Genomic DNA, 19,395 nt, shown 5'->3' on the forward strand with positions numbered 1-19,395 from the left:
AGAGAAGATCGATAGCCCGATGGGGCGTCACCTGTACAGCGAGCGTTTGGGTACGGTGGAACCGGTGTTCGGTAATATCAACACCAACAAGGGGCTGAAACGCTTCACCTTGAGAGGTGAAGGCAAGGTCAACGCCCAGTGGCTGATGTACTGCCTGGTGCACAATATCGAGAAGATCGCCACGCAGGGCGAGGTGCGGCATTAGGTGAAGCCGGAAGGCCGGTTTTGAGCTGAGACTAGGTCCAATCCGGGGTGTAACAACAAATAGTATCTGTTTGAATAGTCGAAAGAAAAACGACCATCGGTGAACAAACAGGCTTAAATGAACAGGAAGAGGATAAGTCGGATGGGGAAATTTATGCCGAAAGGTCTAATCCGACAGCCTCGTTAGAAATCAATGGAAGATAATGTGCTCGAAATAATTTTAGGTTCGATAGCTGGTAATGCTTTAGTTGTTGGCGTTCTCGCTTTTCTATTCAAAAGTATCGTAAACCATCGACTTGAAAAGGATATGGCAATCTACCACGAAAAAATTCGACTCGATAACGAAAAGATATTGGGTGAATACCGATCAGAATTAGAAAAAGAAAGGATAAGGCTTCAAATATCCTATGGTGGAATATTTGAGAAACAGGCAGAAGCGATAATTGAAATCTACAATTCTGTTTTAGGTGTAGAAAGAACGATGAGCAATGCCATGCATGCTGGCGAAAATAAAGAAGAGTATTATGAAGCTTTTATTGAGAACTGGCGGGTCTTATCAAAGTCCCTAGATGAAAAAAGAATTATCCTTCCAGAGCATGTAGTGGAGTTGCTCAAAAAAATACAAAAAGACGTGTTTTGGGGAGTTCATGACTATCGACGTGCTGATTACCAATTAGGAAAAGTTACTCTCAGTAATGAGCAGATCGATAAGTTATTTGATAAACAAGATCGAGCGCTAGCTATAACAGATAAAATGCCCGAGATAAAACAAGAGTTGGTTGTGTCTCTAAGGAAGCTGATTGGTGTTTCTCATGGCGAGGGTGGAAATTAATTTCTAACAATTGTAAGCACTTGACCCAAAAAGCTACGCTTTCCGGTCAAGTGTTACAGGCGTTAAAACCCACCGATCTCCCGCCTCAACCAGCAAACCGCCGGGTCCTGCGCATAGAGCGGGTGCTGGATCAGGGTCATCTCGACGCTGTCCAGCCCTGCCGGCGGTTGCACCATCCGCACCGGCAGCATCTGCATAAACAACTCGGCCATCTGCTGCGGCAGGGTGATGATCGCATCGGTCATGGAGACGATCCGCGCGGCGGCGGTGTAGTTGAGATTGCAGGAGATGGTCTGGCGGCTCAGTTGCCGCTCGGCCAGCCAGAGGTCCACCGCGCCGAGGCGTCCGCCGGCCATATCGGTGAACTGGATATGGGGTTGACCGATGAACTGCTGCAGGCTCAACTGATCGCCGACTTGCTCGTTGTGCTCTCCCACCAGGCAGACCAGCTTTTCCTGCTTCCAGGGCTGTTGCTGCAACCCCTTGGGGATTTTGTGGAACGACTCCAGGCCGACCACCAGGTCCACCGCCCTGCTCTCCAGGCCATTTTGCAGTACCGCATCGGTGATCCATTGGATCTCGAAACTGATATTGGGCGCGGTCTGCCTCACCCTGGCCAGCAGCGCCGGGTAGTGAACCAGTTCGAAATAGTCGGTGGTGGCGATCACGAACCTACGCCGGGAGGTGGAGGGGTCGAACGGCTCCGGCTGCGCCAGGGTCGCTTCCAGCAGCTTCAACGCCTGCTGCACCGCCGGCAGCATCGCCTGCGCCCGCGGCGTCGGTTGCATCCCCTTGGCAGTGCGTACCAGCAGCGGGTCGCCCAGCTCTTCGCGCATCCGGTTCAAGGCGTGGCTGACCGCCGGCTGGCTGAGACAGAGCTTGTCCGCCGCCCGGGTGACATGGCACTCGGTCATCAACGCCTCGAACACCAGCAGCAGGTTCAGGTCGAACCGGCGCAACAGCCCGGATTTTTTAATTTCTTCGATTTCTTTTGGTTCTGTCACTGCCGGCTCCTGCTTCGATGCATCACAGCAGGAATGCCACCACTGGCCTGAAGGCAACAATCAGTCGCCGGAATGCCGGACCACGCGGGGCGCGCCTGCCACATGCAACCTCCCATATGAAATAGGTACTCTCCTACTGCAGAAATAATTATTCATATCATGCATCTATTAATCATATTAATTCATTTCCTTAATTTATGGTCAGGAAATATCGTCAGATCTTCTCTGAACTCTTCACCGAGCTCTTCACTAAACAACGGGAGATCATCATGTCCGACCAAGCCAAAGATGCCTACGCCAAGGCCAACGAGGAGTACCAGCCGATCTATGCCGGCGCCACCGACACCTTCCTGGGTGTGCCCCGCTGCGAGGCTATCGAGCAGAGCGATGCCGACGTGGTGGTGGCCGGTATCCCGTTCGACCTGGCCTGCAGCGGCCGCTCCGGCTCCCGGCTGGGGCCGCGGGCGATCCGCACCGCGTCAGCCAACCTGGCCTGGGAGGGGGTGCGCTGGCCCTGGGATTTCGCGTTGGAAGATCGGCTGAACGTGGAGGATAGCGGCGATATCTTCTTCCAGTACGGCGAGCCGGAAAGCTTCGTCACCAACGCCGAAGCCCATGCGGCGCGGGTATTGGAAGCGGGCAAGAAGCTGCTCAGCTTTGGCGGCGACCACTTCGTCACCCTGCCGCTGCTGCGCGCCTACGCCAAGAAATACGGTCCGCTGGCGCTGATCCATTTCGACGCCCATACCGACACCTACTCCGGCGGCTCCAAGTACGACCATGGCACGGTGTTCTACCATGCGGTCAAGGAGGGGCTGGTCGATACCGAGCACTCGATCCAGATCGGCATCCGCACCTCCTTCAACAGCGCCGACCACCCGTTCGAGGTGCTCGATGCGGCCTGGGTTAACGACCATGGTCCGGCGGCGGTGCTGGAACGGATCCGCAGCCGGGTCGGCGATCGCACCGCCTACCTGAGCTTCGACATCGACGGGCTGGACCCGAGCTGCGCGCCGGGCACCGGCACGCCGGTGGCGGCCGGCATCACCACCGACTGCGCCCTGAAGGTGATTCGCGGCCTGAAGGGGATGGATCTGGTGGGGATGGATTTGGTGGAGGTGGCGCCGAGCTACGACCACGCCGAGATCACCGCGCTGGCCGGCGCCACCCTGGCACTGGAGTTCCTTTATGTGTTGGCTTCGGGAGAGAACAGTTAACAGATTGGAGTGAACAGTGGGGAGGCCGTCGTTGGAGTGCGAGCCTCTCCCGGTTAGATCTTGGGTTCCGGCGAAATCCCGTTGGGGTTGGCGGAGCTCACCCGCAACCTACCCGCTCAAATAGCGATATCATGAAGGTGTCCCCGGATTGGCGGTATTGTCGCCGGATTGCCATCGCCGCGGGTCGCGCCTCCCACTCAATCTTTGCGCTACCTCCGGCTGCATGCAATCGCCGGATTGCCGGACCACGCGGAGCGTGCCCCCACCCCTTTCTGCGGGCATTTCAGGCCACTACCCCTGAACAGGGTATACCGACACCGCCCCTCGTCGCAGACACTATTCTTACGATAGCGCCCATACCGGCCGTGACGTTCAAGTGCTTCCGTCCTTGAGATAAACGCCGGTAGATGAGGGATCGAATTGGCGGGCCGCGGCCCGCCGCCGCAGAGGGACCGGCATCCGGCGTTATCGGCCTATGCGATAAAAATAACTAGAGACGGTTCTAATGAGCACGCCAAATAGCCATAAGAAAGCCCTGACTGCGGCCGATGTCACCCTCTACACCGTGTCCGCTATCCTGCTGGTCGATCAGATCGCCATGTCCGCCGCCGTCGGCGAAGCCGCCATCTTCTGGTGGCTGGTGGTGATCGGCCTGTTCCTGATCCCCAATACCCTGGTTACCGCCGAACTGGGCACCGCCTACCCCGAACAGGGCGGTATCTACGCCTGGGTCCGCGACGCCTTCAACACCCGCTGGGCAGCCCGGATCACCTGGCTGTACTGGGTCAATATCGCACTCTGGATGCCGGCGGTGTTCATCATGTTCTCCGGTATCTTCGCCGCGCTGTTCATGCCGGAGATGAGTCTCTGGGGCCAGATCGGCCTCGGTGTCGCCATGTGCTGGCTGACCACCTGGGCCAATTGTATCCGGCTGGAATACAGCAAGTGGATCCCCAACCTGGGTACGCCGATCAAGTTCGTGGTAATCCTGACCTTGGCCGGGGCCGGTATCGGCTATGGCCTGGAGCACGGCTTCGCCAACGATATCAGCCTGAGCAGCGCGCTGAACGACTGGCAGGCCGGCCTGGCCTACCTGCCGGTGATCGTCTACGGCTGCCTGGGGCTGGAGCTGATCAGCGCCGAGAGCGACGAGATCCGCAACCCCAAGCGTGACGTGCCGCGGGCGATGATCGCCGCCGGCCTGATCTCCGCCACCCTGTACATCTTCGGTACCGCCGGCGTACTGGCGGCGGTTCCGGCGGAACAGATCGATATGATCGACATCCTGGCCACCACCCTGAAGGAGCTGTTCGGCGGTACCGAGCTGGGCAACCTGTTCGCGCTGGTGATCGGCGGCCTGACCCTGTTTACGCTGTACTCCACCATGGTGACCTGGACCCTCGGCGGTAACCGCGCGGTCGCCGAAGCGGCCGATGCCCGCGAGATGCCGGCGGTGTTCGGCTGGAGCCATCGCAAGCACCAGACGCCGGTCGGCGCGGCGATCATGACCAGCCTGGTCAGCTCGACGATCATGGTGCTGTACGGCCTGATGGCCCATAGTGCCGAGGAACTGTTCTGGACCCTGTTCTCGTTCAGCGCGATCGTCTTCCTGCTGCCCTATATCGGCATGCACTGTGCCTTCATGAAACTGCGCTTCAGCGATCCGCAACAGCCGCGTCCGTTCCGCATTCCGGGCGGCAACGCTGTCGGCATGGTGCTGTCGGTGCAGTGCATCGCGATCCTGTTGCTGGCGATCCTGCTGTTCTTCTGGGTACCGGGCGAACCGCTCGACCTGATGGTACTGGCCCAGGTGGGTGGCGGGGTGCTGATCACCCTGATCATCGGCGAGTACCTGGTCCACCGCGGCGAAAAGCTGAAGGGAGACAACCGCGCAAAGGAGTCCCCCAACAAGGCCAAGCCGGCCGCTGATCCGCTGCGCGCCTGATCCTCTCCTCTATCAGCCCCGGCAACCTCGTTGCCGGGGCTTTTCCATTCAACAGATCCCTTCCTGAATCAGCTCAATCCCGCCCGACCGACAGCCCTCTGCGGTATCCCGCTAACTGGCCGTTGAACATTCCCACAGTTACCCCTCCTTTGCGCCCACCCCAAAAGCCAATGAGCATTATTTTGTTCAATTGAGCAATCAAACTACCAATATTTCGATATTTATTGCATATTAACGATCACTCAAAGAATGACAGAGCCCTGACCCACGCCTGACTAAACGGACCGCAGGGCATATCAAGGGCAGCAAACTCGGTAACGGCGGGAGAACCCATGGGCTCCAACAATCGCTACGGCACTCTGTTCGCACAGGCTCCGAACGCGCCCCCGGTAGTCAATGGGGTCGACTTCAACGGCGCCGCGACACAGCATTGGCACCGCAACCTGGCCAGCCTGATCGAAGCCGGCCTCAGCGATCAATCACTGCCGATGCTGCTGGATGCGTTGGAACAGCTGGTCAACGCCAGCGGCAGCACGCTGATCGTCTATCCGAAAGGCGGCCAGCCTTACTGGCCGTTCCGCCGTCTGGCCGCCGGCCAGAGCCCGGCCGTCCATATCGACCGCTATGTGCATGGCGCCTACCTGCTCGATCCCTATTACCTGATGGCACTCGAACAGCAGCTGGAGGGGCCTTACGCCATTCGGGAGGTGGCGCCGGGCGGCTTCGAGCAGAGCGAGTTCTACCGGCTCTATTACCGGCAGGTAAACCTGGCCGACGAGATCTGCCTAATCGTCCAGAGCGGTGATGGCGGCAATATCCAGGTCTCGCTGAGCCGGCACGACGCCAACCCGCGGTTCGCACCGCAGGACAAAACACGGTTGGCAACGGTGTTTCCGCTGGTCCGCGCGCTGCTGCTGAACTGGTGGGGGCAGGACCGGGCGAACTCGCTGGAATCTCACCTCGACCGGGCACTGAGCAATTTCGGCGGCTCGCTGCTGACACTACGGGAGATGGATATCCTGCAGTTGATATTGCGAGGCAACTCCATCAAAGCGGTCGCGCAGCGGCTGGAGATCAGCCCGGAAACCGTCAAACGCCACCGCACCAATATCTACGCCAAGCTGGATATCAGCTCACAGTCCGAGCTGTTCCACCTGTTCATCGACTCGCTGCGTACCGTCACCGCCGATTCGCCGGCCGACCCGCTGGTAAACTACCTGGCACCGGCCAGGCGCAGTAGCTGACCCACTCATTTAAAGGTTCAGAGTGGATTTGCGGGGGAACATCCCCTCAGCTGACCAAGCGCCGCGTGGGCACAAACAACGTGCCCATCCTACAAGACTGACGAGGCCAGCCCCGTCGCGGTCGGAGCCCGCTGCTACAGGGTTCCGTGGTCCGCAGATAGCATCTCCCGAGGCCGGCCTCTACGGCCTTTTACATCCGGTGTGGCTCGAGTTCCTGCGGGTTCTTCACCACGCCAAGGTAGGGCCGGACCCGGCCGGGTAGGTCTGGCCGGGTAGGCCTGGCCGGGTAGGCCTGGCCGGCCAAACGCCGGCAGGCGTTTTCAACCACCTGCGGCGGTAGCGTCCTCCAAGGCGCTGCCGTAGCAGCCCGCTCCGAGGACGATATCCACCCGACGAGGCCAGCCCCGTCGCGGTCGGAGCCCGCTGCTACAGGGTTCCGTGGTCCGCAGATAGCATCTCCCGAGGCAGGCCTCTACGGCCTTTTACATCCGTTGTGGCTCGAGTTCCTGCGGGTTCTTCACCACGCCAATGTAGGGCCGGACCCGGCCGGGTAGGCCTGGCCGGCCAAACGCCGGCAGGCGTTTTCAACCACCTGCGGCGGTAGCGTCCTCCAAGGCGCTGCCGTAGCAGCCCGCTCTGCGGGCGACCGATCCATAGCCCCGGCGGGACCTCTATTGGTCGCGGATAAATCCCCTCCTACAAGGTGGGCACGGTTTTTATGCCCACGCGGTGTTTGTTCACCTGAGCTAGATGTTTCCCGCTGATACTTACATAAGATTAAAAATCCGTTAGCCGACCTGTTCCACCACCTTGTCGCAGATGTAGTTGCCGATCGGGATCGCCGAGGTGGCCGCCGGCGAAGGCGCGTTGCAGACGTGCAGGCTGCGCGGGCTTTCGGCGAACAGGAAATCATGCGCCAGGGTGCCGTCCTTCATCACCGCCTGGGCGCGCACCCCGGCCGGATAGGGCTGCAGGTCGGCCAGTTGCAATTGCGGGCAGTATTTCTGCACCGATTTCAGATAACCAGGCTTCCACCAGGAGTTGCGGGTCTCGATCAAGCCGGTCCGGAAGTGTTGCTTCAATACCTTCCAGAAGCCGCGGAAGGTCAGCATCTGCCAGCAGTCGCGCAGGCTGATGTTGATCCGGCCATAGCCCTCCCGCTTCCAGCCCTGCACCGCATTGGGCCCGACGGTGACCGAGCCGTCGATCATCCGGGTCAGGTGGACGCCGAGAAACGGCAGATCCGGGTCGGGGATCGGATAGATCAGATGGTTGACGATCCGGTTATGCTTGGCCGGCAGGCGGTAGTATTCACCGCGAAACGGCACGATCTGGAAATCGGTTTCGATCCCCAGCATCCGGGTGGTGCGGTCGGCCATCAAGCCGGAACAGGTGATCAGGAAGCGGCTGCGGACCTGCTCGCGCCGGCCGTCGCGGTTTACCTCCGCCACCACCATCTCATCGGTTTCCCGCAAACCGACCACTTCGCTGTTTAGCCGCGCCTCGCCGCCGAGCTGCTCGAAGCGCTCGGCCATCTTCAGGGTGACCAGCTGGTAATCGACGATGCCGGTCGCCTTGACGAATATCGCCCCGACACCGGCGATGTTCGGCTCCCGCGCCTTTAGCGCCGCCTCGTCGAGCCACTCCACCTCGATCTCGTTCTGCTGGCAGCGCTCGTAGAGCGCCTGCATCCGCTGGTACTCGGTCGGGTTGGTGGCCACCAGCAGCTTGCCGCACTGATCGAACGGGATCGCATTGTCGCGACAGAAGTCGATGGTCGCCTTGACGCCGGCGCGGCAGAACTGTGCCTTCAGGCTGCCCGGCGCATAGTAGACCCCGGCATGGATCACGCCGCTGTTACGGCCGGTCTGGTGGCTGGCGAACTGCGCTTCCTTCTCCAGCAGCAGGATCTTGCGGTCGGGAAAACGCTGTTGCAGCTGCCAGGCAGTCGACATACCGACGATGCCACCGCCGATGATCAGGTAGTCGTAAATCATGGGTGGGTGAATTCCTCTAACGATAACATACGCGGAAGCACCGGGCCGGGGCTTCCGCCGGACGAATAACGCGGCTCAGCGGGTAAAGTGGCCGCGCTGGCGCAGCAGCTCGCGGCTCAGCCCCTGATGGGCGACGAACTTGTCGCGGCCGTGCAGCCAGCAGTGGTTCTGCACCACCAGCATCGAGCCCACCGGTACCCGCACGTTGAAGCAGTTGGGCTCGCTCTCCAGCGACTCGCTCATCGCATGCAGATAGAGCCCCTGCGCCATGTTGGCCGGCTCGGCGAACTGGTCGATAAAGAGCATGTGCGGCTTGCCGTTGGCGTCCTCCTCGAAGAACACCGGGTGCTCGATTTTGTAGTCGACCTTCTTGCTCGGCGGCGACGCCCAGCGGATGTTCTGCTTGGCCAGCGGGTGGTGGTAGAAACGGTCGAGCTGCTGCCAGTCATCCAGGTGCAGCAGCAGCGAGTCGCCACCCTCCATGTTCTCTTCCGCCATCTTCATCATCAGCACGAAGTCGGTGCGCTCATTCACGTAGGTGCCGTCGTTGTGCAGCTCCATGCGGCGATGGGCCTTGCGCAGGTAGCTGTCGCTGCTGTCCTCGTTGCGCACCGTGAAACGGGCGTAGTACTTGCCGTACATCGCATCGAAATTGGGCAGACCGACCAGGTGCGAGACCGCGGTGGACAGCTTGACGTTGAACTCGGCGACATCACCCTCCGCTTCCCCTTCGAACTGCAGCAGAAAGGCGCCGCGCGCACGGTCTTTCATGATCGCCAGCAACTGCCGGCCCAATGTGTAGTCGCAGGCCTTGTCCAGCGCGTCGGCCACGGCAAAGCGCAGAAACGGCTTGTACTCGATCGCCTGCAGCGGCCACTGCTCGGTGGCGGCGGCGAAAGCTTCGATGACCGGCCGGCTGAGGGTAACCACCTGCAGACGTTTGTTGGCGGCAAACGGCGCCACGTTGAATCCTTGCGGTTCGCATTGTTGTTCGGGCTGCTGTTGTTCGGGCTGACGCAGAAGTGCGGTCATGGTGTGTCCTCCACGGTTCTGTTTATTTTTATCGACTTATTGTTACCGACTACAAACAACGATGAAAACAAATAATGTCGACATTTTTATTTTTCGTCAACGTTATTCAAAGATGTAGTTTGTTAATATTTTTGTCGCCTTGCCGTAGAATGAACGACGCTACTAACGAAATCAGAGGCTTATATGGCTGATTCCGCCCAACAGCCGGCCACGGAATCCGGTGACAACTTCGCATCCCAGGTACTGGGATCTCTGAAGCAAGACATACTGAGCGGCTACTTCAGCCCCGGTGAAAAGCTGCGCATGAATCGCCTGAAGGAGCGCTACCAGGTCGGCGTCAGCCCGTTGCGCGAAGCCTTGTCACAGCTGCTGGTCGAGCAGCTGGTGATCGTCGAGAACCAGCGTGGCTTTACCGTGCATCCGATCTCCATGGAGGAGATGCTGGATATCTATGAAACCCGCGCCCACATCGAAGCGCTCTGCATCAGCCAGGCGATTGAGAAAGGGGATGACGAGTGGGAAGCCAATATCCTGGCCGCCGCGCACCGGCTGAAGAAGTCCGGCGACCTGATCGACAAGCAAGCGGATGAGCTGCAGGAGTGGGAGGTTCGCCACCAGGCGTTTCACAGTGCCATCGCCCAGGGCTGCAACTCGCCCACGCTGCTGCATGTGCGGCGTTCGCTGTACGAGAAGGCGTCACGCTATCGCAACCTGTGGCTGAAACACAACATGGTGGACGGCACCATGTTCGACGCCAACCAGAAAGAGCACGACGAGCTGATCGATGCCCTGCTGAAGCGGGATACCGCCCGGGCGACAGCGCTGATTCGCCAGCACTTGCTGAGCCCCAGCAAGGCATTGAAGGAAACGCTGCCCAGCCTGCTTGAAGGCTGATCAATTATTGGCGCTACAGAGGCTGGCCATGCGGGCGGGAATGCCGCATGGCCGCCGCAGTTCAGAAGGTCGGCGGGGTGTGCGCGCTGACGATACGGCACACTTTCTTGGATTTGTTACGGAAACGGTGCGGAATCCGGGTGGAGAAACAGTAGCTGTCACCTGCCACCAGGTTGTACACCTCGCCACCGATGGTCACCTCGACCGATCCTTCGATCACGGTGCCGGCTTCCTCGCCCTCATGGGACATCATCTCGGTGCCTGTATCGGCACCCGGCTCATAGGTTTCGATCAGGAATGCCAGGTTGCGCTGCTCTTCGGCGCTGCCGACCAGCTTCAGTTCGATCCCCTCGCCGCCCACATCGATCAGCTCGTCGGGACGATAAACCACCTTCTCCTTGGCTTCGATATCGACGGTAAAGAACTCGGTCACCGACATCGGGATACCGCTGAGTATTTTCTTCAGTGAGCTGACCGACGGGCTGACCCGGTTCTGTTCGATCATCGAGATCGTACTGTTGGTCAAGCCGACGCGCTTGGCGAGCTCCCGCTGGGATAGACCGTAAATCTGGCGGATCTTTTTAAGCCTGTCACCGACTTCCACGTTGCAATTCCTCTCGCAATATATTGATCATGCGTCATGACCTTATGCGCGGCATCTTAGCATGTGCCGCTGGGCGGGAGCGATTACACGCTGAAACTTCAGCGCGGTCAACGATGATTGCACGGGTGGCCCGCTGCCGGTCGCCGACTGGCGGCGGGCGGTGACTTTTCTTTTCCGATTACAGCCCGGCCCCTGCCGCTCAACCGCTGGCGCCCGCCGGCTGCTCCGGGGGATCCAGCTGTTGCTGGGCGCGCTGTTCCACCCGGCGGGCGAACCACCAGGCGATGAACACGAACAGGCTCACCGTCAGAATGATCAGCGTCGCCAGCGCATTGATCTTCGGACTGACGCCGAGACGCACGCTGGAGAACACCACCATCGGCAGGGTTGTCGAGCCGGGGCCGGAGACGAAGCTGGCGATCACCAGGTCATCCAGCGACAGCGTGAACGCCAGCAGCCAGCCGGACAGCAGTGCCGGCAGGATGATCGGCAGGATGATCACGAAGAACACCTTGACCGGCGGCGCCCCCAGGTCCATCGCCGCCTCTTCGATGGAGATATCCATCTCGCGCAGCCGGGCATTGACCACCACCGCCACGTAGGCGGTACAGAAGGTGGTATGGGCGATCCACACGGTGGTCATGCCGCGGTCGGTCGGGAAACCGATCATCTGTCCCATCGACACGAACAGCAACAGCAGCGACAGGCCGGTGATCACCTCGGGCATCACCAGCGGCGCGGTGATCATGCCGCCGAACAGGGTGTGGCCACGGAAGCGGCCGAAGCGCACCATCACGAATGCCGCCAGGGTACCGAGCACCACCGCCATGGTGGCCGACATGAAGGCGATGCGCAGACTCATCCAGATCGCGGCCAGCAACTGCTCATCCCTCAGCAGCTCCAGGTACCACTTGGTCGAGAAACCGCCCCACACCGTCACCAGCCGGGATTCGTTGAACGAGTAGATCACCATGATCAGCATCGGCAGGTAGAGGAACACCAAGCCCAAGACCATGACGGCGGTAGAGAAACTGAACCGTTTAGCCATTAGCGTGCCTCCATCTCTTTAAGCTGATAGCGGTTGAACAGCGTAATCGGTATCAACAGCAGGCTGAGCATCACGATCGCCACCGCCGCCGCCACCGGCCAGTCCCGGTTATTGAAAAACTCCTGCCAGAGCACTTTGCCGATCATCAGGGTGCTCGGGCTGCCGAGCAGCTCCGGAATGACGAACTCGCCCACCACCGGAATGAACACCAGCATCGCGCCGGCGATGATGCCGGCCTTGGTCTGCGGCAGGGTCACCGAGAAGAAGGTGCGCAGCGATCCGGCGCCCAGGTCGGCCGCCGCCTCCAGCAAGGAGTTGTCCAGCTTCAGCAGGTTGGCGTACAGCGGCAGGATCATGAACGGCAGGTAGGCGTAGACGATGCCGACATAGACCGCGATGTCGCTGTGCAGCATATGGATCGGCTCATCGGTGACGCCCAACCAGATCAGCAGATTGTTGAGCAGGCCGTTGTTCTTCAGGATACCGATCCAGGCGTACACCCGGATCAGGAACGAGGTCCAGGACGGCAACACCACCAGCATCAGCAATACGTTGCGTACCCTGGGCTCGGCGCGGGCGATCGCGTAGGCCATCGGATAGCCGATCAGCAGACAGATCAGGGTGGAGACCAAAGCGATCTTCAGCGAACTGAGGTAAGCGACCAGGTAGAGGTCATCCTCCAGCAGCATCAGGAAATTGCCGAGGTTCAGGTTGAACGACAGCATCTCGTCCTCGATGCTGACGATACTGGAGTACGGCGGAATGGCGATCTCCGATTCGGCAAAGCTGATCTGCAACACGATGGCGAACGGCACCATGAAGAACAGCAGCAACCAGAAGAACGGGATCGCCGTCACCCAGTTGCGGGGCTGAGGCAGTCTTTGGGTTATCGCCAGCATTTTCATTCCAGCACCACCCCGCTATCCGCGTTCCACTGAATGAATACCGGGTCATGGAGCCGGTAACGCACCTCGCGGCGTTCGATATTGGAGCGTACCGCCAGTACCCGCATGCCGCTGTCGAGCTGCACGTGGTAAACCGAGTGACCGCCCATGTAGGCGATATCGGCGATGGTGCCGGCGGCCCAGTTGTATGCCTTTTCCGGCCGGACCTTGCTGAGCAGGACTTTCTCCGGTCGCAGCGCCACCGCCACCTGCTGATGACCCGGCCCGGTGATACCGTGATCGACATGGATCAGCTGCTGCAGCTGCGGCGAGCGGATCAGTACCGCATCCGGTTCCTCCTGCTCGACCCGACCCTCGAACAAATTGACCGAGCCGACGAATTCGGCGGTGTAGCGGCTGTTGGGGTATTCGTAGATATCGTGCGGCGTGCCGACCTGTACCAGCTCACCCTGGTTCATGATGCCGATGCGGTCGGCCATGGTCATCGCCTCCTCCTGGTCGTGGGTCACCATCACGCAGGTCACCCCCACCTGCTTGAGGATATCGACCACCTCCAGCTGCATCTGGCTGCGCAACTTCTTATCCAGCGCACCCATCGGCTCGTCGAGCAGCAGCAACTGCGGTCGCTTGGCCAGGCTGCGCGCCAGCGCCACCCGCTGGCGCTGGCCGCCGGACAGCTGGTGCGGCTTGCGGTTGCGGTAAGGCTCCATATGCACCAGCGCCAGCAGCTCATCGACCCGTTGCTCGATCTCGCGCTTCGGCAAGCTCTCCTGCTTCAGGCCGAAGGCGATATTGCCGGCGACCGTCATATGGGGAAACAGCGCATAGGACTGGAACATCATATTGAACGGTCGGCGGTGAGGCGTGATCCCTGACACATCCTCGCCCTCCAGCAGGATCGCGCCGGAGGTCGGCTCCTCGAAGCCGGCCAACATCCGCAGCAGGGTCGACTTACCGCAGCCGGATCCGCCCAGCAGCGCGAAAATCTCGCCCTTTTCAATGTTCAAACAGAAATCGCGTACCGCGACCGCCTCGCCAAACGCCTTGCTGACATTCTGGATGGAGATCAACGTTTTACCGGCCGCAGCCTTCAACTCGGCTTCGAAATCAAGCACCGCGGTGGTTACCCCGTGGACACCCATAACAATACCCCTGGATTTTATTTTTAGATCGGGTTTGCAAGGCGCCTGCCGGAGCTGGATACGGAGCTATCGCCCCGGCAGACGCCGGGCCCGGATAACGTTGTTAGCCGGGCAGGGTCGGCCTTAGCGGCCGGATTTCACGTCGGTCCAGACGCGGGTCTGAACACGGGTGATCTTCTGCGGCAGCACCTCGTAGGTGAACAGCTTGGCCTTGGTCTCATTGGACGGGAAGATACCGACATCGTCGCGGATCGCCTTATCGACCAGACCCAGCGAGGCTTCGTTCGGGTTGGCGTAGGCGACGAAGTTGGTGATCTTGGCGATCACCTCCGGCCGCAATACGAAGTCGATGAACTTATGGGCGTTGTCCTTGTTGGTCGCATCGGCCGGGATCGCCAGCATATCGAACCACATCGCCGCGCCCTCTTTCGGGATGCTGTAGGCGACATGCACGCCGTTAGCGGCTTCCTGGGCACGGGCAGCGGCCTGGATCACGTCGCCGGAGAAACCGACCGCCACGCAGATATCGCCGTTGGCCAGGTCGTTGATGTATTGCGAGGAGTGGAAGTAGGTGATGTGGGGGCGGATCGATTTCAGCAGCTGGGCGACATCGTTCTTGTAGTCGGCCTTCTGGCTGCTGTTGGGATTTTTCTTCAGGTAACGTAATGCGGCGGGCATGATCTCGGACGGGGTATCCAGCATCGCCACCCCGCAGGAGGCGAGCTTGGCGATATTCTCCTCCTTGAACACCAGCTCCCAGCTGTCGACCGGCGCGTCCTGGCCCAGCGCGGCCTTCACCTTGTCGACGTTGTAGCCGATACCGGTGGTGCCCCACAGGTACGGTACCGCATGGGCGTTACCCGGATCGACGTTGTTCAGTTCGGCCAGCAGCATCGGATCGAGGTTGCTGTAATTGCCCAGCTTGCCCTTATCCAACTCGGCGAAGACCCCCGCCTTCACCTGCCGCCCCAGGAAGAACGAGGTCGGCACCACCACATCAAAGCCGGAGTTGCCCGACAGCAGCTTGGCCTCCAGCACCTCGTTGCTGTCGAACACATCGTAGATCACATCGATACCGGTTTCTTGCTCGAACTGCTCGATCACTTCCGGGGCAATGTAGTCCGACCAGTTATAAACCTTTACCACCTCCTCGGCCTGAGCCTGGCTGACCGCCATCGCGGATGCCAGCGCGGTCCCGATCGCCCACTGACCGAGTCGATTGTTAAGCAGTTTCGTCATGATAAAGCCTCACTTATTAAACTTATTTTCATCTGAGGTTGCTCGATATCGCTTGGTGGCGGCTCTGCTCCTTTTGATTCGCCACCAAGTGACGTCTAATTGGCGACCGGCAGTGACTGCCGGCCGCCGGCATTTGCTGAGAGGACGTTCGCTTGCCGGGCTTAAACGCCCAGCTCCTTGGCGGTCAGATCCAGCGCCTTGCGGGCTTTGTCGACCAGTTCATCGACACCGTCGTCGGTCAGTACCAGCGGCGGCGCAATGATCATGGTGTTGCCCACAGCGCGCATCACCAGACCGGCCTTGATCGACATATCGCGGCAAATATCGCCGGCCGAACTGCCGTCGAAGCGTGCACGGCTCTGCTTGTTCTTGACCAGCTCCAGCGCGCCGACACAGCCGACACCACGGGTCTCGCCGACCAGCGGATGCTCCGCCAGTTCGCTCCAGCGCTGCTGCAGATACGGGCCGGTCTGGTCCGCCACCTTGGCCACCAGCTGCTCACGCTCCAGGATATCCAGCGTCGCCAGTGCCGCCGCGCAGGTGACCGGATGGCCGGAATAGGTGTAGCCGTGGGCGAAGTCTTCGCTGTCCTCTTTCAGCACCGCGGCAACCCGGTCGCCGACCATCACCCCGCCAAGCGGCTGGTAACCGTTGGTCACCCCTTTGGCGAACGGCATCAAGTCCGGTTTCAGGTCGTAGTACTGCGAGCCGAACATCTTGCCGGTGCGGCCAAAGCCGAAGATCACCTCGTCGACCACCAGCAAAATGCCGTATTCGTCGCAGATCCGCTTGATCTCCGGCCAGTAGGTGGCCGGCGGTACGATGACGCCGCCAGCCCCCTGGATCGGCTCGGCAATGAAGGCCGCGACCTTGTCGACGCCCAGTTCGTTGATCTTGGTTTCCAGCTCACGCGCCGCCTGCAGACCGAACTCCTCCGGGCTCAGCTCGCCGCCTTCGGCGTACCAGTACGGCTGCTGGATATGTTCGACATAGGGCAGCGGGATGAACTGTTTGTGCATGAATCCCATACCGCCGAGGCTGGCGCCGGCGATGGTGCTGCCGTGATAACCGTTGCGCCGGCCGATTATCACCTTCTTGTCGGGCTGACCTTTCAGATCCCAGTAGCGGTGCACCATGCGCACCACGGTATCGTTGGCTTCCGAGCCGGAACCGGTGAAGAACACGTTGTTCATGTGCTCCGGCGCAATGTCGGCCAGCCGGCGGGCCAGCTCGATCGCCGGCGGGTGGGTGCACTGGAAGAAGCTGTTGTAGTACGGCAGCTCCTGCATCTGCTTGGCGACCGCATCGACAATCTCCTGGCGGCCATAGCCCAGGTTGCAGCACCAGAGGCCGGACATGCCGTCCAGGATCTGGTTGCCTTCGGAATCCCAGATGTAGACCCCATCGGCGCGGGTAATGATGCGGCTGCCCTTCTTGCGCAATGCGCCGAAATCGGTGAACGGATGCAGAAAGTGCTCGCCGTCCAGGCCCTGCAGCTGCTTGGTCAGTCCTACGCTGGTTTTCATATTCATGGTCATTCAACCCCGTTGTTCTGTGGCGCTACCCGTCACGGCAGCGCCTGACTGTTTCTCAATACCGGCAGGCGCTCGCTCGCCACCGGCTTTTGCTATCAAGTGTTCGATGCGCGCTGCCGGGCGCGCTGCCGGCAGGCCTCGCCAAAGGCGCTGAAGATCGCCTGGTAAAACGGATGCCGCTGCAACTGCCACTCCGGATGCCACTGGGCCGCCAGCAGAAAGCTCGACTCATCCGCCAGCGAGAACGCTTCGATCAGTCCGTCCGGCGCCCGCCCCTCGACCCGTAGCGCCTCCGCCAATCGGTCAACGCCCTGCATATGCAGCGAGTTAACCTGCTGCTTCAGCTCAGCGTTCATCAGCCGCGCCAGCAGGCCGTCCGGCTCCAGCATCAGCTCGTGGGCGACGGCGTACTGCTGCTCCAGCGTGGCGTCCTTGTCCTCCCGGTGCTCGATCATCCCCGCCACCTCGGCCAGTTGCTGGTGCAGGGTGCCGCCCAGTGCAACATTGATCTCCTGAAAGCCGCGGCAGATACCCAGCACCGGGATCTGCAGCTCGACCGCCCGACGGATCAGCGCCAGCGTCGTCTCATCCCGCTGTGGATCGGCCTTACTGTCGGCCAATTCCGGTTCGGCACCGTAACGGTGCGGCTCAACATTGGAGTAGCTGCCGGTCAGCAGCAGCCCGTCCAAGGACGGCAACAGCGCCGCCATCTCCTCGCCGAGGGCCGGCATCACCAGCGGCGCAACGCCGGCGCCGTCGCGGGCCGCCCGCAAATACTTTTCGCCCACCAAATGAAATCGATGGATGCCGACCTGGTCGGTACAGGCCGGGACACCCACCAGCGGACGATCTCTTTTTTCAACACCACACAGATTCATCGGTCTCACCAAAGGATCATTTCGTACTCAACGAAAACAAAGCTAGCCGATCAAAATAATCATTACAATCATTTTTTTGATCAAAACAACCGATCAAAAGGCGAATAAAGGGTCTTTTTTTGGCTAAAAATTCGAATAGAGATCATTTTTATGATCAAAACAGGGTTGACCAATGCGATTTGAGGGACCTAGTATGAAAACCAAAATAAACAATATTTTGATCACAAGATGCCATTTCGGCCTCTTCCACGCGCTGGACAGTGATCAGCAAGCAGGCAGGACTGATCCATGACTTCTATCAACCATCACTTCGAACCCGCTGATTTTCTTACGGAAAATCCGACCATTGAGGCAATCGACCTACTGATTCCCGACATCAACGGGGTGATTCGCGGCAAGCGGATCGAGCGCGACGGCCTGAGCAAGGCCTACGTCAACGGCATCAACATGCCGGCCTCGATCTTCTCGCTGGACATTACCGGCAGCACCGTCGAAAGCTGCGGACTGGGACTGGAGATTGGCGAACCGGACCGCACCTGCCGGCCGCAGCCGAATACCCTGACCACCACGCCCTGGCAGCGGCGGCCGATGGCACAGCTATTGATGAGCATGTACGAGGAGGACGGCAGCCCGTTCTTCGGCGATCCGCGCCACGTGCTGGCCGGCATTCTGGCCCGCTTCCAGGAGATGAAGCTCACCCCGGTGGTGGCGGTCGAGCTGGAGTTCTATCTGGTGGACCGCGAGCGCAACCCGCAGGGCCAGCCACAGCCGCCGCTGTCACCGAAGAACGGCAAGCGTGAACACCACACCCAGGTGTATTCGATCGACAACCTGGACGATTACGCCGACTTCCTGCGCGATATCGCCCGTTTCACCGCCGAACAGAACATTCCGGCCGATACCGCCATCGCCGAGAACGCCCCGGGGCAGTTCGAGATCAACCTGCAACACCAGGACGATCCACTGGCGGCCTGCGATAACGCCATTTTGCTGAAGCGGGTGATCAAGGCCGCCGCCGAACGGCACGGTATGGAAGCCTCCTTTATGGCCAAGCCCTACGAGGAGGAAGCGGGTAACGGCATGCATATTCATGTCAGCCTGCTGGACCAGCAGGGCAACAACGTATTTGCCGATGCGGAACAGCCCTACAGCCGGACCCTGCAACACGCCATCGGTGGCTTGCTGGAACTGATGCCGGCATCGATGCCGCTGCTGTGCCCCAACGTCAACTCCTATCGCCGCCTGCAACCGGGTCACTACGTGCCCACCGCGCCGACCTGGGGGATCGATAACCGCACCGTAGCGGTACGGATTCCGGCAGGCCCGAAAACCGCCACCCGCATCGAGCACCGGGTCGCCGGCGCCGACGCCAACCCCTACCTGGTGATGAGCGCCATCCTGGCCGCAATCCATCACGGCATCAGCAACCAGTGCGATCCGGGCGAGCGCGCGGAAGGTAATGCCTTTGCCAACCGGCAGGCCGGCCTGCCGACCCGCATGGCCGAAGCACTGGCACTGTTGCGTCAGGACCAGCTGCTGAGCAACTACCTGACGCCGGCATTTGTCGAGCTGTACCTGGCCTGCAAGGAGGACGAACTGGCCCAGTTCGAACGCCATGTCAGCCCGCTGGAAACCCAGTGGTACTTGTCGGCGCTATAACAGCCAGAGACAGGAC

17 protein-coding genes are annotated in these 19,395 nt (G+C 60.2%); 7 read left to right on the top strand and 10 right to left on the bottom strand.

The window, feature by feature from the left end:
- Together K6T12_RS16335 and K6T12_RS16340 are read left to right on the top strand one after the other, a co-directional pair.
- Window positions 1–205: transposase (locus K6T12_RS16335; protein WP_255611821.1), on the top strand; the 205-nt coding region annotated here is incomplete at its 5' end.
- A 192-nt stretch (window positions 206–397) separates the two neighbouring features.
- On the top strand, window positions 398–1,036 hold the full coding sequence (locus K6T12_RS16340) for a hypothetical protein (RefSeq protein ID WP_222223939.1): 639 nt from the start codon (window positions 398–400) through the stop codon (window positions 1,034–1,036).
- 62 nt (window positions 1,037–1,098) lie between these two features.
- On the opposite strand, the gene K6T12_RS16345 is transcribed toward K6T12_RS16340, so the two are convergent.
- On the bottom strand, window positions 1,099–2,040 hold the full coding sequence (locus K6T12_RS16345; protein ID WP_315853621.1) for a LysR family transcriptional regulator: 942 nt from the start codon (window positions 2,038–2,040) through the stop codon (window positions 1,099–1,101).
- Window positions 2,041–2,309: 269 nt separating this feature from the next.
- Here K6T12_RS16345 and speB point away from each other — a divergent pair, with 269 nt between their 5' ends.
- The 3 genes from speB (at window position 2,310) to K6T12_RS16360 (ending at window position 6,446) form a co-directional block, all read left to right on the top strand.
- Window positions 2,310–3,257, top strand: coding sequence for an agmatinase (speB, locus tag K6T12_RS16350; RefSeq protein WP_222223940.1), 948 nt, complete (start codon window positions 2,310–2,312; stop codon window positions 3,255–3,257).
- A 505-nt stretch (window positions 3,258–3,762) separates the two neighbouring features.
- Complete coding sequence (locus K6T12_RS16355; RefSeq protein ID WP_222223941.1) at window positions 3,763–5,202, top strand: APC family permease; 1,440 nt, start codon at window positions 3,763–3,765, stop codon at window positions 5,200–5,202.
- A gap of 332 nt (window positions 5,203–5,534) precedes the next feature.
- Window positions 5,535–6,446: a helix-turn-helix transcriptional regulator gene (locus K6T12_RS16360; RefSeq protein ID WP_222223942.1), complete on the top strand. Its 912-nt coding sequence runs from the start codon at window positions 5,535–5,537 to the stop codon at window positions 6,444–6,446.
- 788 nt (window positions 6,447–7,234) lie between these two features.
- On the opposite strand, the gene lhgO is transcribed toward K6T12_RS16360, so the two are convergent.
- On the bottom strand, window positions 7,235–8,443 hold the full coding sequence (gene lhgO, locus K6T12_RS16365; RefSeq protein ID WP_222223943.1) for an L-2-hydroxyglutarate oxidase: 1,209 nt from the start codon (window positions 8,441–8,443) through the stop codon (window positions 7,235–7,237).
- Window positions 8,444–8,518: 75 nt separating this feature from the next.
- Window positions 8,519–9,475: a glutarate dioxygenase GlaH gene (gene glaH, locus K6T12_RS16370; protein WP_222223944.1), complete on the bottom strand. Its 957-nt coding sequence runs from the start codon at window positions 9,473–9,475 to the stop codon at window positions 8,519–8,521.
- A 183-nt stretch (window positions 9,476–9,658) separates the two neighbouring features.
- On the opposite strand from glaH, the gene csiR reads away from it, so the two are divergent.
- Window positions 9,659–10,369, top strand: a complete 711-nt coding sequence (csiR, locus tag K6T12_RS16375) for a DNA-binding transcriptional regulator CsiR (RefSeq protein ID WP_222223945.1) — start codon at window positions 9,659–9,661, stop codon at window positions 10,367–10,369.
- A 61-nt stretch (window positions 10,370–10,430) separates the two neighbouring features.
- On the opposite strand, the gene puuR is transcribed toward csiR, so the two are convergent.
- The 7 genes from puuR to K6T12_RS16410 form a co-directional block, all read right to left on the bottom strand.
- Complete coding sequence (puuR, locus tag K6T12_RS16380) at window positions 10,431–10,973, bottom strand: HTH-type transcriptional regulator PuuR (protein WP_222223946.1); 543 nt, start codon at window positions 10,971–10,973, stop codon at window positions 10,431–10,433.
- A 199-nt stretch (window positions 10,974–11,172) separates the two neighbouring features.
- Complete coding sequence (locus K6T12_RS16385; RefSeq protein ID WP_222223947.1) at window positions 11,173–12,021, bottom strand: ABC transporter permease subunit; 849 nt, start codon at window positions 12,019–12,021, stop codon at window positions 11,173–11,175.
- Window positions 12,021–12,926: an ABC transporter permease subunit gene (locus tag K6T12_RS16390; protein ID WP_222223948.1), complete on the bottom strand. Its 906-nt coding sequence runs from the start codon at window positions 12,924–12,926 to the stop codon at window positions 12,021–12,023. Before K6T12_RS16390 ends, K6T12_RS16385 begins: the two co-directional genes overlap by 1 nt.
- The gene (locus K6T12_RS16395; protein WP_222223949.1) at window positions 12,923–14,068 is read right to left on the bottom strand and encodes an ABC transporter ATP-binding protein; all 1,146 of its coding nucleotides are present in this window, start codon (window positions 14,066–14,068) and stop codon (window positions 12,923–12,925) included. Before K6T12_RS16395 ends, K6T12_RS16390 begins: the two co-directional genes overlap by 4 nt.
- Window positions 14,069–14,191: 123 nt before the next feature.
- Window positions 14,192–15,307, bottom strand: coding sequence for an extracellular solute-binding protein (locus tag K6T12_RS16400; RefSeq protein ID WP_222223950.1), 1,116 nt, complete (start codon window positions 15,305–15,307; stop codon window positions 14,192–14,194).
- Window positions 15,308–15,468: 161 nt separating this feature from the next.
- The gene (locus tag K6T12_RS16405; protein WP_315853622.1) at window positions 15,469–16,833 is read right to left on the bottom strand and encodes an aspartate aminotransferase family protein; all 1,365 of its coding nucleotides are present in this window, start codon (window positions 16,831–16,833) and stop codon (window positions 15,469–15,471) included.
- 104 nt (window positions 16,834–16,937) lie between these two features.
- Complete coding sequence (locus tag K6T12_RS16410; protein WP_222223952.1) at window positions 16,938–17,720, bottom strand: gamma-glutamyl-gamma-aminobutyrate hydrolase family protein; 783 nt, start codon at window positions 17,718–17,720, stop codon at window positions 16,938–16,940.
- 288 nt (window positions 17,721–18,008) lie between these two features.
- On the opposite strand from K6T12_RS16410, the gene K6T12_RS16415 reads away from it, so the two are divergent.
- Window positions 18,009–19,379: a glutamine synthetase family protein gene (locus K6T12_RS16415; RefSeq protein WP_222223953.1), complete on the top strand. Its 1,371-nt coding sequence runs from the start codon at window positions 18,009–18,011 to the stop codon at window positions 19,377–19,379.
- Window positions 19,380–19,395 lie beyond the last annotated feature (16 nt).

The organism is Marinobacterium arenosum (assembly GCF_019795155.1).
In the GTDB taxonomy this organism is placed as follows: Bacteria; Pseudomonadota; Gammaproteobacteria; order Pseudomonadales; family Balneatricaceae; genus Marinobacterium_C; species Marinobacterium_C arenosum.